The 16,905-nt window shown below is 44.8% G+C and carries 6 protein-coding genes; 1 reads left to right on the plus strand and 5 read right to left on the minus strand.

Going from position 1 to position 16,905, the window contains the following annotated elements:
• Positions 1-123 precede the first annotated feature (123 nt).
• From PN462_RS06170 to PN462_RS06190, 5 genes are all read right to left on the minus strand, one after another.
• Positions 124-777, minus strand: a complete 654-nt coding sequence (locus PN462_RS06170; protein ID WP_272127144.1) for an FkbM family methyltransferase — start codon at positions 775-777, stop codon at positions 124-126.
• Between the two features lie 78 nt (positions 778-855).
• Positions 856-3,903, minus strand: coding sequence for a DUF4114 domain-containing protein (locus tag PN462_RS06175; RefSeq protein WP_272127145.1), 3,048 nt, complete (start codon positions 3,901-3,903; stop codon positions 856-858).
• Positions 3,904-4,111: 208 nt separating this feature from the next.
• Positions 4,112-6,103 (minus strand): DUF4114 domain-containing protein, encoded by a 1,992-nt coding sequence (locus PN462_RS06180; protein WP_272127146.1) that lies wholly within the window; start codon positions 6,101-6,103, stop codon positions 4,112-4,114.
• Between the two features lie 601 nt (positions 6,104-6,704).
• On the minus strand, positions 6,705-7,916 hold the full coding sequence (locus PN462_RS06185) for a TIGR03032 family protein (RefSeq protein ID WP_272127147.1): 1,212 nt from the start codon (positions 7,914-7,916) through the stop codon (positions 6,705-6,707).
• Between the two features lie 56 nt (positions 7,917-7,972).
• Positions 7,973-8,314, minus strand: a complete 342-nt coding sequence (locus PN462_RS06190; protein ID WP_272127148.1) for a hypothetical protein — start codon at positions 8,312-8,314, stop codon at positions 7,973-7,975.
• Between the two features lie 258 nt (positions 8,315-8,572).
• On the opposite strand from PN462_RS06190, the gene PN462_RS06195 reads away from it, so the two are divergent.
• A complete protein-coding gene (locus PN462_RS06195; protein WP_272127150.1) occupies positions 8,573-16,903 on the plus strand; it encodes a LamG-like jellyroll fold domain-containing protein in 8,331 nt (2,776 codons plus the stop codon).
• Positions 16,904-16,905: the final 2 nt, after the last annotated feature.

The following is a 16,905-nucleotide window of genomic DNA, read 5'->3' on the forward strand; positions in this document are numbered from 1 at the left end:
CGTTGGACATAATGATGAATTTGAGTAAGATTTAATTGGGGTTACTCAGGAGATTTTATCAAAATTATTCTTTTTTTCCTTCAACATAGTATTATTCTTTTTTCAGTAGCATTTGTTACTAAATTAGATGAGCTTACCCTGGCGATCTGCGTCTAAAAAGTCCCCATAGCGGATCATCGAGGCAATTCCAGAATTGTGACGATCGCAAGACGTATAAAGTCTTAATGTCTCCCCGGATTGACTGAATGTAGCATAGGGTTCAATTTGCACAAAGTTATCATAGCCATTACTGGCCACAGAACGCTCTAATAATGTCCGTAGTGTGAGTTGCGGTTCAAATGCCAACACTCGGCCAGTTTCCCCTACCTGACTGGCCAATAAAAAGGTATAACACCCCATATTAGCCCCCACATCGACACAAGTATTCCCCGGTTGGACTAATTGGGTTACTAACCCACTGGCAAAGGGTTCGAGGGATTGTCCAAAAAAGTATAAGAAGATGCCTTGATATTCTTGTAAGTTAACCCAGAGTTGGTAATGGTCTAGGGTGGCCAGACGAGGGTTGGGGAGATCGAGGGCTAAATACGCATACGCGATCGCGCCCAATTTTAAACGATTCCGGGCCCAAGGTGAACGACACAACCGCACCAACTGTCCCTCCACCCAAGGAAACTGAGATACCAGTGACGCGACTTGTTGTAGGGTATTCTGTTTGATACGAGTGGCGATCATGGGGAGTTGATAGTTAATAATTGATAGTTGATAGGGGGAAGCCATTTTAACGGGTTTACGCTTTAAGCCTAGGGTTTAAACCCTAGGGTCAACTGACTTGCAGGAGTCCACACCCCTCCAGAACTAGCCAAAAATGCTCTCAACAATAATATCGTTGAAGTCCTGATCTCCCCCATTGGGTAAATCCTCAAAACCAATCAAATTATTGCCCAAAAGGCGAATATGATCCACCCCATCCGGATTCGCCCCCATATAGGGGAAATACGCCTGAATTTCATCCCCAAGCTGATTCTCTGGATTTTCCTCCAAGAACTCATCAGGAGACGCATTCACAATTAAGAACGGCACATAATAGCCCCCACCTGCAAACTCACCACTGGTATTATTAACCTGTTGATTCGCCACTTGTAAACTAATCTCACTCAAGCGACTACTGATGGCCGTCTCCGCATATCCCTCATCTTCCGGGTTCAGGCCATTTACAGCCCCAGTTAAGGGGTCATCAATGCGGTAGAATCCCACCGAGTTCGTATAATTCGCCTCTCGGAACAGAGAAAACTCTGCTGTCACCTCACTTTCAACAGAGGTTAAATCTAAGACCTCAATCTGTTCACCGTCCTCGGTTTCAAACTGACCCATCCCTAGGGTGGGAATGGTTTGGGTTGTGGTTTGTAATTCTAAGCTAATCCCTTGGGCAAACTCCAGTTTGAACTCTCCAGACTCCATCTCGGTGATATTACTCTCTTGAGTAAACACCTCTCCGCTTAGAGTCCGTAACTCAATTTTGAACTCCTGTCCTGCATTCGCTTTCAGGAATAAATTTTGTTGGTTCCCGTTGAACCCTTGAGGCCGTAAGAATTTCGGTAAGGGAGAAAAGAGTAACTTGCGACGGCCAAAGGCATTCCCGCGACCAGGGTTATCCCCTTTAAAAGCAATGGTGATCTCTAACACGCGGTCAATATTGACCTCTCCCCCTAACTTCAACTCTAAATTCGTGTCAGTCCCCACCACAAACACATTATTAATAACCGTCAAGGACTTGGGTTGAGACCCACCACCGGGGCCATCATCAACATCATCTCCACCATCATCATCATCGTCATCATCATCATCGTCATCATCATCAGGACGAGGAGTAGGAGGTTCAGGGGGGGTTTCAGGGATGGGAGGTTCTGACCCCTCTAAAACAAAATACTGTAACCCGTTTTCCCCTTCCATGGTTTTTGAACCACTGAAGACTTCAAGTTGGTCTAACTCATCATCTTGAAAATCTGCAAAAGCAGGAGTGACGAGGGATAATTTTTCAGCCTCCTCTTGGTTAATTTCGTAAAACGGGTTTTCAACGTCGAATTTCTCAACAAAGGAGGCATCTTCTAATTTTTCACTTTGAGTAGGACTTTGGTTTTCAAAATAGCGAATCTTCCCTTCTCCGCTATCCAGTTCACTCTGTCCCCAGAACGCATCATAGTCCCCATCTTCATCATAATCCACCAGTACCGGGACAATCCGCGTGGCTTCTTGTTCATCTCCCTCTAAAACCGTGACATCGAAAAAGGGATGATCCTCTCCCGTCACCTCGACAAAATTCGGGTCTTCTCCTTCTACTGTATTTTCATTTTTGAAAACCTTAACAAAATCCTGTCCTGCCCCCGTTTCCTTGGCAGAACCGACCAACAACCAGTCATACGTCCCATCATTCATCACAAAGGGAGAGGCATAACTTTCTACAGCAGATAAACCAAACGGATTAACTTCAAAGTCTTCAAAATTTCCTACGCCATTATCTTCTTGACGAAAGAAATAAATATCACCTGCTTTATCTCCGACAAATAAATCTAAATCCCCATCCCCCTCTACATCCAAGAGAGTGGGTTTGCCGTAGGTCTTGCCATCGGGTAATTCAACCAGAGTCCGGGCTTTTTCAAAGGAACGACTTTCTCCCTGACTTTGTTGAAAGTAGAGAATTTCATTGCTTTCCGTCCCGGCAATAATATCTACAAATTTCCCAGAAAACTTATCAGTTTGTTGCGTTCCATCCCCATTAAAATCTTGAACAACAGGAGCAATAAATTCTTGATTGGTGATTTCGAGAGGAGGAAATAAACGACTTTCTTCATTGGCAGGAATCGGTTTATATTGCTTTTCGGGTTGAGCTTTGGTGAAATAACTCATCCCTTGGGTTCTTGACCCGACAAAGGCTTCTATTTCTCCATTTTTATTAAAATCAACTAAGTCAATAATCCCTCGGTCAAGAGACGTTACTTCTTGAGTATTGACTAAATTAAATGGGTTAGCTTTGCCCATTTTTTCGACAAACCCATCATCTTCGTTGGCAAAAAAGCGGATTTTTGTCTTGGGTTCGCTTTGGGCTTTAAAATCTGTTTGGATGAAGAAGACATCTTGATCCCCATCGTTATCGTAATCTATCAATTCCGGGGAAACCAAAACTTCTGAAATCCCATCATTGGGGTCAGTCGTAAAGGGAATTTCTACATCTGCAAAAGGATGTTCTTCACCCGTTACACGCTCAAAATTCGGATCAATTGGGTTTTCTGGAGTGCCAGCTTGGGTTTGCGTGTTTTTATAAACTCGTAACGCATTGGTGATGGAAGTTGTGGCATTGAAACTATTTTCTACAAAATAGCGACTACCGACATAAGCGGTATCATAAATTCCATCACCATTTTCATCAAAAAATTTGGGAATGGCTTGGGAAAATCCTTCATTCTCGGCGGTTCCCTGTTCAATGCCAAATACATCCTTTCCTTCTAGGGTAAAGATATTATTACCCTCGTTGCGGAAGAAATTGACAAACCCATCATAATCCCCCACAAAGACATCTAAATCCCCGTCACCATCAATATCAACGGTTGTGGGGATTGCTCGGCCATTTCCTTCCGGGCCAACAGTGACAAATTCAAAAGGTTGAGGATCACTTCCGGGGGGGACAAATTCTGACAATTGATTATTGTCGTTTTCGTAATACTGAATATTACCGTTATTCAGTCCAATTAAAGCATCAATATCCCCATCCCCATCAAAGTCGGCAAAGCTCGGAGCAGGTGAAGGTTGCCCAAATTCAGGATTTTCAAAGGGGTTAAAGGGTGGTTTTTCTCCTTGAAATTCAGTTTCAGGAGAAGGGTTATTTTGACGGAGAATGTATTGGGACATAGTTCGTTTTTGAGTTAAAGCGTCACGAAAAAATAATTACAATGCTGTTTAACAAGATTGTCTTTTGGGGGTAAATATACAGGCGATACCATATCTCACCTTATCCTAATGTTGCCCAGATTTGGGGGATAATCCATTACAAGTTCTCAAGTTTCAACGAATTCTGTTAATCATTCAAAAAAGAGATAGTAAGAGATCATGGAATTATCTAAGCAATATCCACTTGAACAATGAGATCATTAAAATCTAAATCACCTCCTCCTGGCAAATCTTCAAAGCCAAAAATATTATTCCCCAACAAGCGGATGTGATCTGCACCATCAGGGTTGGCATTGGCAAAATTAAAGTAGGCTCTGACGGGTTCTTCATCTTCACTATCCTCCCTGGGAGTATTACTGTTGGTGGGATTTTCCCGTAAAAACTGCTCGACGCTACCATCGGCAATGATAAATAAACCATACAAGGTTTCCCCGTCTAGTACACCACTGGCTGTGGCAACAGCTTCATCGGCGACACTCAAGTTCACCCCACCGACGCGGTTACTCAAGGCCGCTTGAGCATAGCCTTGTTCCCCTGGGGAGACTCCGGCCACTGCGCCACTGGTATCATCGAGACGGTATAATCCCACGACGTTGTTAAAGTCTGCTTCTCGATACAGGGTAAAGGTGGCTTCTTGAGTCCCAGAGACTTCTTCTAAGTCAATGAGTTCTAACCGTTGTCGTTGGTCATCTCCTACACCGAGTGGGGGTTCTTCGATGGTTTGTTGTAAGTCTAGGGTGACTCCTCCAGGGAAGATGAGACGGAATTGACCGTCACCAAGACGGTTGACTTGTTGAAAGACGGCTTGTCCTCCTAGGGTTTGGATTTCTACCCTAAAGATATCACCAGGGTCAACGTCTCCAACGATCGCGCTTTGCTTACTAGGGTTAAAGCCGTTGGGCCGGAAAATAGAGGGTAAAATGGAAAAGGCTTCGATGGTCTGAGAAATGGTTTGGCCGTTCAGTTTTTCAAAAATGACGGTCACTTCTTGAATTTCGGTGAGGTTTTCTCCTCTCAGTTGCAGTTGCAAGCTATCTCCTCCGTTTTCCCCGACGGTAAACCCCCCACTTTGGTTGGGGATTAAAAAGTCGGGAAAGTTTTCGGTTGGGGGTTCGGGTTCAGGGGGTTCGGGGAGGGTGCTGAAGAAGTCAATATAGTTTCCATCTTGTTGTCCGGTGAAGCGAGACCCAAGGAAGGCTTCCCAGAGTTCATCCCCTTCTAAATCTACGATGTCGAGAACCCCTTGGTCTAAAATGTCGCTAAATTCTAAATTAATGTTTCTAAAGGGGTGTGCGGTGTTGGTGGGGTTGACTTCGATAAAGGCTGGGTCATCATCACTTCCAGTGTTTTCAAAGTAGCGGATGAGATCAGGGCCAGCCCCAACTTGAGTTTGGACGAGAAAGAGGTCTTCGTCTCCATCTCTGTCAAAATCAGCTAATTCTGGGGTAATTCTCACTCCCAGGTCTGTCCCGGAGGGAATGGTGATGATGGTGGTAAAGAGTTGATTAAAGTCAGACCCGGTTAAGCGGCTAAAATTGGGGTTGGCTGGGTCTTCACTCTGATTTTTATAGACTTTCAGGGCTGTGTCTAGGGTTGTCCCGGTTTCGGTGAAGCCACCAACATAGGCGTATTCAACGACACTATCTCCATCGACATTGACGAAGGTAGGGGAGGCGTAGTAAAACTGCTGAAAGTCTCCGTCGTCTATGGGGTCTGTGATTCCGAATTGACTGGCGGGGACTGGGGTTTCAAATTCAAGGAGTCCGGTGCTATCCTGTTTATTCTCGTAAAAATAGGTGAAGCCTGTATATTCCCCAACGAAGATATCTAAATCCCCATCACCGTCGATGTCAATAATGCTGGGTTTGGCGCGATCGCCAAATACACCACCTAAACCCGCATTTTGCACTTCACTGGGGGGAGTAACAGAGGAGAGTTCATTTAACCCCGAAAACGCAGGTGGATCATCGAATAGATTGGCGGGTTTGGCTGCCGCAAAGTTATTATCCCCTAAATTCTCATAAAACAGCAAAAATCCACCGCTATTGGTGGCCACAAACCCATCTAAATCTCCGTCTCCGTCAATATCTGCAAGGGTGGGAGCAGGAAGGGGTTGTGCAAACTCAAAAGGGGCATTTTCTTCCAGTAAAAAATTACTCATGGTGGTTCTCTCCTCTACATCATTGGGATCAGTCCAATTTAATTAATAATCTTTAATTGAATTGCATCTATCGGTCTTGAGTTAACGTTTCCTCGTTCGATAGTCTTTTGGGCTAAATAAACTCACCTAGAAAGCAGTTCAGGCATTACAAAAAATTAAGCTCTCATTGACAAATAAGATATTTTATTATAGAATACCAATATCTTACCGGAAAACCTACCAAAATCCTACCGTCACTCTCTCCATAATATTCCTATTTTTGACTAACATGGGATCAACGCCTTCAATGGGCTGTTTTAGGGAAGAATGCAGACAGGAATGGACGAAAATGTGTTAACCTTTGGCAAACTCCTGCTTGTCAAATCGTGAGTTTACCCCAGATGGAGACAGACTTGCGTTTGTCGTTCCCTCCTTTATATCCCTTTTTTGATAGTTGAGTGAATAGTTGAGTGAATAGTTGAGTGAATAGTTGAGTGAACAGTTGAGTGAATAGTTGAGTGAACAGTTGAGTGAACAGTTGAGTGATCTTAATGGTTTTTAGCACGTAGAGTTCGATCACACGGCTCAATCTTAACTTATTTTTCCCTAAACAACTAAAAAATTAACGCTTAAAAAATTTAGATTGAGACTGACTCTCGGTTTCCAATTCTTCATCGGACTGAGTGGGGAAAACATTAAGGGATTCTTGTGGGGGGGCATCCTGAATCATCGGTTGATTTTTACGCGATTTAACGGATGTTTTGGGAGTGGGGGCAATGGTAATAAACTTACAAATTTCGTCTGTTTTAAAGCCCAAGGCCATGGGACGGCGAACCCCTGGCAACAATTGTACATCGTACAATTCACTAATGATTCCCTCAATTTGTAACCAGTGGTCGATATTGCCCGTTTTTAAATTAATAAACAGTAACCCACACCCCGCCGAGGCATTTTTAGCCGCCAAACGCTCATCTAGGGCCAGGCCCGCAAAGGTTTGATCTTCCCGACGGGGTTTCGAGAGGCCCACAACGGCCCAGTCTTTATGAAAGGCGAGGCCACGCAGATATCCAGGGCAAAAGGTAAGGGGTTGAAATTGTCCTGTTTTAAAGTCAAAATAGCCAAAATCCCCCGTTCCCGAATTGAGCAACCAGAGGCGGTTTTGATACCATCGGGGGGAATGGGGCATCGAGAGGGAGTCGAGAAGAACTTGGTTGCTGTAGATGTCGATGAGACACCCCCCATCTTGGCGTTTTTGTCGCCATCCTGCGGCCACATCGGAACGACTCACGGCAGTGAGATAACGGGGTTTGTCATCCACTAAAGCGATACCATTGAGGTGACAGCGATCTTCTGGGGCCAGTTTACTGATAAAAGGAGGTTGCCAGAGAGGGGCAAAACTATAGCGATCGCTGACTGTCCCCAAACAACTATACAAGGTATTGGCAAAAACAATCCGTTTCCCCTTGAGCAGGACAAGATCATGAATATCTAAATCCCCCGTTGTATAAGCCATCCGAGGCACATAGAGCTTATCATACCCCTTATGCTCCTCCCCCTCCTCTAAAGCGTTATCCAACTGCCACAACTGAAAGCGAGAACTCATATACAACCGTTCTGGAGTCGCAAAAAGCCCCATGGGACGGTCAAATAACCGTTCAAAGATAGATAATACCCCATCAGGCTTTAACCCCAGTAAAAATAAACGATTGGTTTGATATGTCGTAAACGCAATACTAAAATGTTGCTCCTGCAACCAAGGAATGAATTGCCGAGAGCAAGTCATGGCCAGAGGGGGAGCTTTCTGTTGTCCCGTCGGGGGTTGGGCTTGAGTCATAGGAAATTTAGCGGTTAGCCTCTCTGTGAGTAGGATACACGGTAATCAGATCGCCGTCACTCTGCACACAATTCGCTAAAACTATTTAACTCCATCACAAAATTATCCCAACTATTCCCCCATTGCGAAGACTCTCCTCGACAGACTTTCCGCGCATTGTCGAGTAAGGTTTGGGTTTCCTCTCGGTTATAGAGTGCTTGCTGCATTTCCTCGGTGGGGGGTTCAGGCAAATGGGCTGACTGAGAGATAAAGTTAGTCATATACTCCAGAATAAACTCCTGTTCAGCAGGAGTCCAGTAGTCCAAAGACACCATTGCGTCTGGGGTTTGCTTCCGCAGTTCGAGGGAAGTCACCATCGGAGAAGACGCAAGCATCACCCCTGGAGATGCTGCAACCATCACAAGTGACACTAACAACGCAATAAGCACAGAATGCACCGTTGAATTCGCTATAACCCTTTTAGACGGTTTTTTAAGTTGGGGTGTTCCGTCTTGGTTATTGGTTGTTTGGGGGGAACTTTTCAGTCAAGTAATGCTGATGCTGATACGGAAGCAGTTGTCAGGGTTCTCCCTTATTTTAAGGTAACGTTTTGTTGCGCAAAATTTGCGTATTATTACGGGAAAATTAACCCCCAAACCCCTTTCTAGTAGGCTTAAATGTATGAAAACTCTTGGGTGTTTACTATGACAGCAACGGCCACCGATGAATTAATTCGCACCTACACTGCTCGTAAATATTGTTACACCACCATGGTCAATCATAAAGGCACAGTGATTGCCTTTGCGATGGATGAAGACCGACGCATTTACTACGCGGTGTTAGATATTGCTCAACAAGATAAGGGTTATCTGGATGTGAACTATTGGCCAGAAGACCCTAAACCGTTGCTGTTTCCTTATGAAATTGAACAAGTGGGGTATAGTATTACTGGGACAACCCCCATGCCGATGGTGAAAAAAGGGGGTCGCAGTGAAGCTAAACCAGGTGAACTTCAACCGGAAGAAAGGGATGGGTTTTTATCTTCTACGGCCCGTTTAACCGCTAATACTCCTTTTCAGGTCTTGAGTGATAATAAACATATTTTTATTTTTCGTCAGTCGGTGGGGAAAGATGACCCCGATATGGTGTTTAAATTGTTAGATGGGACGGCATCAGGAGACCCTAACCGACCCGAAAGTGATTATTTGCTGCATCAAGGGCAGAAGTTTCCCATTGTTCATAATACGTTGTTGTGCGATCGCTTTATTTTAGCAGGCAGTGAATTACGCCAGAAAATTGAAATTCGTTATCGTCGCAGTCGTCACAGAACAAAACCTGCGGGGGCCAATGATAGTATGGGTTCAAAAGATATGGAGGGGAATTTCTTTTTTGAACCCACCCAAGAGTTGGACTTTGTGAAAAACCTACAGAAGGGGAATTTTACAGTATTGCAACTCCCCACTCAGGTTTCTGGGGTCAAACGTTGGCAAATCTTTTCTCACAACAGCCTCACCGATCGCATTGATAGTTATAACCTAGAGGTGAGTCGTGAGGGACTCTTTAACCCCGCAGGCACGCAACTCTACACCAGTCCAGATCCAGAATATCAGTCCTCGGTACTGGAGCGAGAACCAGGGGCTTGTCCGTTTACAAAAGAACCTTTAATCCCGATGGTCAACAAGGCCAACCAAGCGGAGTCTGGTCTGCACTTTACGGGAGAAAATCAACAACATATCGACTGTGGAACTGAGCCAGAAGCCGCCTCCTTGACCCTAGAAGCCTGGATCTGCCCCGAAAATGTCTCAGGAGTCCAAGCGATCGCAGAACGCTATAATCACGTTAAAACCGCCAACCTAAAGAACGGTTTTTGCTTGAGTTTGGCAGAGGGAAAACTGCAAATAGAAGTCCATAATGGTGCAGTGGGACTCCATCATCAAATTGCCACGGAAGAAGAGATTAAAGTCGGAGAATGGACCCACATCGCCGGAACTTATGACGCTTTAACCGGGGTGTTAGCCCTTTATGTGAACGGGTTTGAGCAGAAAGCAGAACAAGCTACAGTACAAGATGGAATTGCTTATAACCCCAAAACCCCTTTCCTCATCGGTGGAAGTCCAAAAAGCAAAGCCTATTTTACTGGACTCATCGACGAAGTGCGTCTGTGGAAACGGGCCTTAGATAGTGAAGAAATCGCCTACTCCAAAAAATTACGCTTAACCGGGGATGAACCCGCCTTAGAAGGGTATTGGCGACTGGATGAAGGAGGAGGAGACACCGCCTACGACCAAACCGACCACGCCTATCATGGCACATTAGTGAACAATCCAAAATGGATCGCCTCAGATGCACCCCTGGGAGACCATCCAGGCATCCAAAAAAGTAGTTTCCTCATCGAAACCCCAGAAGAATCTGCCCTTGACATCCAAACCCTACTCTTACAACAAAAAAACGCCACTGAAACCACCACAAAACCAACAGATTATGTCGCCAAAGCCTTATCCTTGGGTGATGGTTTTGTCCAGGTGGATGTAGAAGAATGGACAAGCGATCGCTTTTGTGTGGAAATGTGGGTAAAAGCCACTCATACCAATCAAACCGAATGGACAGGACTCTTTAGCACTTGTACAGCATCAGGATCACGAACCAATTCCTTTCAGATTGATTTTGATGCCAGTGGCCGCTATCGCTTCCAGCACAATCAAGGAGTTATTATTGGGCTGGCTACCCCCTATTGGCAACATCTGGCTGTAAGTTATGACGGAGTAAAGATAAAAACTTACCTCAATGGGACATTAATGAATGAGGTCGAACGAAGTTTGCAAGCCAGCTTCCCAAACTATATTTTGGGGTGTAATCGAGGCAATGACTTACTCTTTGAAGGCCAGATGGATGAGGTTCGCGTCTGGAATCGACCCAGAACCCAAGAAGAACTGCAAACTCATAAAAATAAGCGTTTATTAGGCAATGAACCAGGGTTAGTGGGGTATTATCGTTTTGACGAAGGCAGTGAAGACCGGGTTCGGGATCTCAGTGGTCATCATGATGGTATTTTCCAAAATACCGTCACTTGGATTGACTCAGATGCCCCCATCAGTCCCCCTTCTACCCCCATCACCGAAAATGCCACCCCAGAAGAAGCGGTTACAGTCACCAACAGTGATAACACACCCACCAAAAAAGCTCTCGTCACAGAAACCACCCAAGAATCTTTTACCCCAAAAAGCCTCTATCTCGATGGCAGCAATGATTGTATCGCTGTCAACATTGCAGCAGGGTTAGACCTTGGCAACTGTGCCACCGTCGAGTTTTGGGCAAAAGGAGGAACAGCACTACCCACTGACTCCTCAATCATAGATGGTGAAAATAATCAAAAAAAACGAGAACTGGGGATACACTTTCCTTGGAGTAATAGTCGTATTTACTGGGATGCAGGGGCAGGGGGAAGTGATGCCGCAGACCGCATTGATAAAGCGATCGACAATCGTTACAAAACAAAATGGAATCATTGGGCATTTGTCAAAGATGGTAATAACGGCACAATGACCATTTACTGTAATGGGGAACAATGGCACTCTGGCACAGGGAAATCTCGCACTTTCGGGACAATCCTTAAACTCTTTATTGGTCGGGGGACTTGGGCTAATGACACCTGCTGGAATGGTAACATTGCAGAAGTGCGACTTTGGAAAACAGCCCGCACACAGCAAGAAATTCAAGAACATCAGCATTGGTCTGTTAGTGGGAAGGAAGAAGGGTTAGTCCTCCAATACACCTTTGAAGAAGGAAGCGGTACAGTCGTTACAGACCAGTCTGGGAACGGTCATCAAGGCACAGTACAAGGAAGTCCTCGTTGGGAAAATGCAGGAATCACTTTACAACGTAACGTAGAAACCACGATTGAAAAAGAAGTCCCCTTAACCCCAGAAGAAATTGCCGAACTTGAAAAAATTGCCAACCTCACCTGTCGGGGTTTAGCAGCTAAACTCTATTTCCAACAGGAAGATGCCATCTTAGGCTACCATCAACAACCCAGACCCATGAAGAAAAATGCACGGGTGATGTTAGCAGCAACCAGTAAAACGGGACAAATTGCAACTTTAGATTTTGCAGTCTCACGGGAAGGAAAAACAGCCCGTCTGCCAGACCGGATGGTACTTCCCCCCATTCAGAAACCGGAAGGGAGTAACTCAGCAGATACCAGTAAAACGGAAGCCGAAGTCTTGAAAATTCACCAAGACATTGAACAGGTTAAAAGTGAGATCAATGCTTCTACAGCGCAAATTACGAGTATTTCTCAACTGGAACAGAAAAAAAGCAGTTTAGAAACAGAAATACAACATCTGAAAAAACAACTGTATAAACTGCCTAATTACAAAGTTAAATTACATATTCCTGGGGTGGGAAATGCTTACTATCAAATAAGTAGTTTTAGATTTTATGTTAACACTGATTGGGGGATTGGGAATGCGCCTGATCATGATTGTTGGTGGAAATTTGTGGATACGGGAAATGGCTACTATGCCCTAAAAACTGAATCTGCTTATGAAGAGTTGTACTTCTACGACCCACAAGGAGGCACTGGTTTTACGAAAGATAAAAACATGGATCGCGCCCAATGGCGAGTGACCTTCACTGATAACTTAGAAGCGGTTGTGATTAAAAATCGTCGCTCTGGTAACTTGCTTTGTCGTAACGGAAACAGTTTGAGCATAAGCCAAAGTCCTTCTGAGAAAGACAGCACGTTTAAACTCATCCGAGGAGAGTTACTCAATCAACAACTGAAATCACAGGCCGATTTACTGAAAGAAAAAGAAACTGCTTTAGCAAATACCATAGCAGAAATCGAAAATGCCTACTATCAAAAAAATGTCTTGGCTGAACAAGAATTAAAACTGGAAAATCTCCAATATTTGCTTAAAAATAAAGAAGCGGAACTGGAGATGATGAGTGGGGGCATTATTACAGATGTAAAATTATCTTCCCACTCCCTTTACACAGATACCTCTGGCCTCAATGTCAGTGGTGGCCTGTTGGCATTTACCCAAACCTTAACTTCTCCTGTCCTCTTTGATAGTGCTTCAGGAAAACTCATTCTTTATTACCAAAATCCTGAACACCAGTTAATGGCTGCTTATTACGACACCAAGGTGTTTAAAAGCCGTTTTAACCTCCCCAATAGTGGTTTAACTTTTATCGCCCGAACCGCAGGAGAAAGCCCGAATACGGCTAAAATAACCATCACTGAGGGCGAATCTGAAGACACCTGCACCCTAACAATCCAAAATGAAACTTTAGGCATTGAAGAACGTTGGCAAAATCTGCCTCGCAACCCCCAACAATTGGCCGCCATAGTCAATGGTAAAGTGAGTCTTCCTGAAAATGCGACGGCCACTATTACCCCCGTTAACTATAGCCTACAAACCGGGTCGCCTCAGTTCATCGTCCTTGCCGAAAGTAACGCCTCTGAGGTGCATAACGGAGAAGCAGTAAAAGTCCGTGAAGGGATGGGCAGTTTATGGACTTCTGATGCCCCAGGAAAAGCCTATTATTTCGATGGTAAAACTAACTTGTTAACCCATCCTGTCGCCGAAAATACCAGCTTTGATATTGAACGCAATTTTACCTTAGAAACTTGGGTTAACTCAGCCGGGGGGACTTATACCCATTGTCGCTTAATCCAACTCCACAGTGAAGAATCAGCCTATCTTTTGGGTTTAGAACAAGAAAAAGGCCAATATTATATTTTAGCGGGAGTGAGTGAAGGGCAAAACCACAACCATCAAGGGAATCAAATTATTCGGAGTGAAGTTCCTTTACCCCAAAACTCATGGAATCATCTGGCCTATACTTTTACCCAATCTTACGCCTTGGCGTTTGATGGGCAAAGCCACTTAGAAATTCGTCGTAATCCTGCCTTAGATATTACCGAAGACTTGACCCTAGAACTGTTTTTACAAGTGAAAAGTTTAGGCCGTGTCCAAGGGTTAATTAGTCATGGTTATTTAGGAGATGATGAACACCGCGTCCCTTATCAATTATCTTTGGATGGGGCAGGTAAAATTTGTTTTGCTTTTGAAGATAGCCAACGGAATGTTTATACCTATCGTTCCACTGCCACTGTAACTGCCGGAAAATTCCATCGTCTTGCGGTCACTTGTAAAAAAGGTGTGACTCAAACCTCCAAAAAAGGGAAACAAACCCTGGAATTTACGGATGCTGAAGGGAAAACCCAAACTCAAGAGTTGGAGTTAGTGGAATCGGTAGATTTGAAAGAATGGTTAGAAATTACATTTTATCTTGATGGTGAGCGAGGGGGAACAAGTCGCCATGAAAAAGCCTTACCCACCGCAGGAGAGAATAATGTAGAAATTGGACGAACGGGGACAGCACGAGGCATCATGAACTATTTTACCGGGGTGATCGGTGAAGTGCGATTGTGGAATAAAGCCCGTACTGCTGAAGAAATTGGGGCAACTTTAAAAGGCCATGAACAGGGATTAATGGCCTGGTGGCAGTTAGAAGATAATGAGGGGAATATTGCCTTAGACCAAAAAGGAGAAAATCACGCCAAACTCAAAGGGCCGCAATGGGTGAAAAATCCTGATCCTCAAGGCAGTTTAATCCGATTGTATATTAACGGGATTCCTACCCCAACTCAACACCTCAAACCCGATCATCCCTTTATTCAAGCGGGATGGGGAGATTTAACGTTTAGTTTAGGCGGTTATCAAAAAGAAGGGGAAGCGGTTGATTTATTCCGAGGGACATTAGAGGAAGTGCGTTTATGGCGGACTCGTCGAACCCCAGAACAGTTAATGGATAATTTGTTCTCTCGGTTGAAAGGGGAACGTCAGGATTTGATTGCTTATTATACGTTTGATGATCCTTCGACAGAAGAGGGAGCAACTCACCTTTATGATCAAGGGTTACGAGGGAATAATCTTACCTTACCTGAAGGGGATGCCCTACCTCGACCGATTTTATCTACGGCCCCAGTGGGAAATGATGCGTCGATGATTCGTTCCGCTTTAGCGGGTGTAGAAACGGCCTTCCATCAAACGGCAGATCAAGCTTTATCAATTCAAGAATACGGTGATTTACAAAAAGACAGTCGGGGGAATACTACTGGGGTGATGAAGCGCTGTTATAGCTATTTACAAGAGGGGGTCTGGAAGCTGTTTACAGGGTATAAAGTGGGTAATCTGGTCAGTGAGTGGATTGGCCAGGCGAACTTTAACCCGCAGATTATTGGTTTTGTAGAGGGTGTTCCCCCTGTCCCCAGTGAAAACTTGACCGATGGGGCGATTAGTGTGGATATTCATAACTATTCGTTTATTGGTCAATTGTCCAGTGTTGAGTTAACGGAAAGTGAAACCGTCAGTTATAGTATTTCTTCTTCGACGGAGGGAAGTATTGATGGGGCCTTTGATGCTGCGGTGAATGTGGGGGCCGGGAATAAAACCATGTTAATCACTGCCCCGATGGGGTTTGGACTGGGGACAGAAGCGACGGATTTAGATTTTGAGGTGGGGGTTAAAGGACATTTTGAAGGAAGTGCAGGTTGGTCCAATGAGGAGAGTTTTGGCACTTCGATTAATAAAACCCAGACGGTGACGATTGAGTTAGGAGGGGCCTGGGAACACGCTTCGGCGGATAAACAGTTAAATCCGGCATTGGGACGGCGTTTGCTGGCTGGAAATGTGGGTTTTGCGATCGTCCAGTCTGAGACTGCGGATATTTTTGCCCTGCGTTTGGCCCATAATCATGCTTTGGTGTCGTTTAGTATTCAACCCAATCCTGATATTCCCAAGGATAAGAATATTATTCCTTTCCCGATTAATCCGCGCTATGTGAAACAAGGCACGTTAGATGGTCGGGTGGGGTATGATGACCAAGGGCGCATTGTCCTAGACCCAGACTATGCCGACGCTTCGGGTTATGGGGAATATAGTTATTTTAAACCCAAGGAAGCCTACTCACTGAAACGGAAGATCCAGAAACAAGAACAGGCATTAAAGAATTTTTATGATAATGCCGGGACCGATTATAGTACGTTGGGGACGCAGATTGTCGGGGCTGCGGCCAAAGCGGCAGGAGGTCTGTTGTCGGGTGCTTCCCCCACTGCGGCCCAAGGCATTCAAGAGGTTTCGGAGAAATCCCAAACGTTTGCCAGTAATAAGGGTTTGCCAGAAAAATTTGCCAAACGAGATATTGCCAATACCTATATTTGGACTGCTGACGGGGGGTTTTATGAAGAATCCACAGAAACCTCTGATGTGCGGACCGAAAGCACCAGTGGTTCATTTTCCTTTAGTGGGTCTGTAGGGGGGACGTTTAACACAGAAGTAGAGGTGTTTAGTATTGGGGTGGGTGTGGAGTTTGAAGCAGCCATTGGTGGGGGTTATAGTATGTCTCGAACCAGGGATAAAGAGAGTGAGAAGACGTTTAGTATGGAGATTGGTCACGATGTGCCTGGGGACTTACAGGTGTATTATCGAGATGAGGAGGGTCGTTTAGTCCGAGAGTATGATCCCGCAGGAAATCCCGTCAATGCAGTGGGTAAGGTGGATGCTTATCGTTGGATGTCGTTTTATTTAGACAGTGCCAAAGAAAACTTTGAGGACTTGTATTATAAGGTCGTGGATCCGATTTGGTTGGCTGAAAGTGATCATCCTAATGCGATCGCAATGCGACAAGCTCAACAAAGTGACAAGAAACCCGCCTGCTGGCGCGTTTTACACCGGGTTACTTTTGTCAGTCGTCTTTTACCAGAAATCAGCGATGAGACCGTAGCATCGCCCTTAGAGCAAGCAATGCGGGCAGAAAATGTAGAAAGTAACTGGCAACTCATCAAAAAAATTGAGCCATTTGTGAAGAATAAAACCGGAGATGCGGTCACATTTAGTAATGCGGTCCGTCAGGCATTGCAAGATTATTTACCCGAATTAGTCCCCCATGCGATCGAGGTGATTCAATACCTTAAACTGTATTACGATATTAGGGATTAATG

The organism is Spirulina sp. CS-785/01, assembly GCF_028330525.1.
GTDB lineage: Bacteria > Cyanobacteriota > Cyanobacteriia > Cyanobacteriales > Spirulinaceae > JAQMSD01.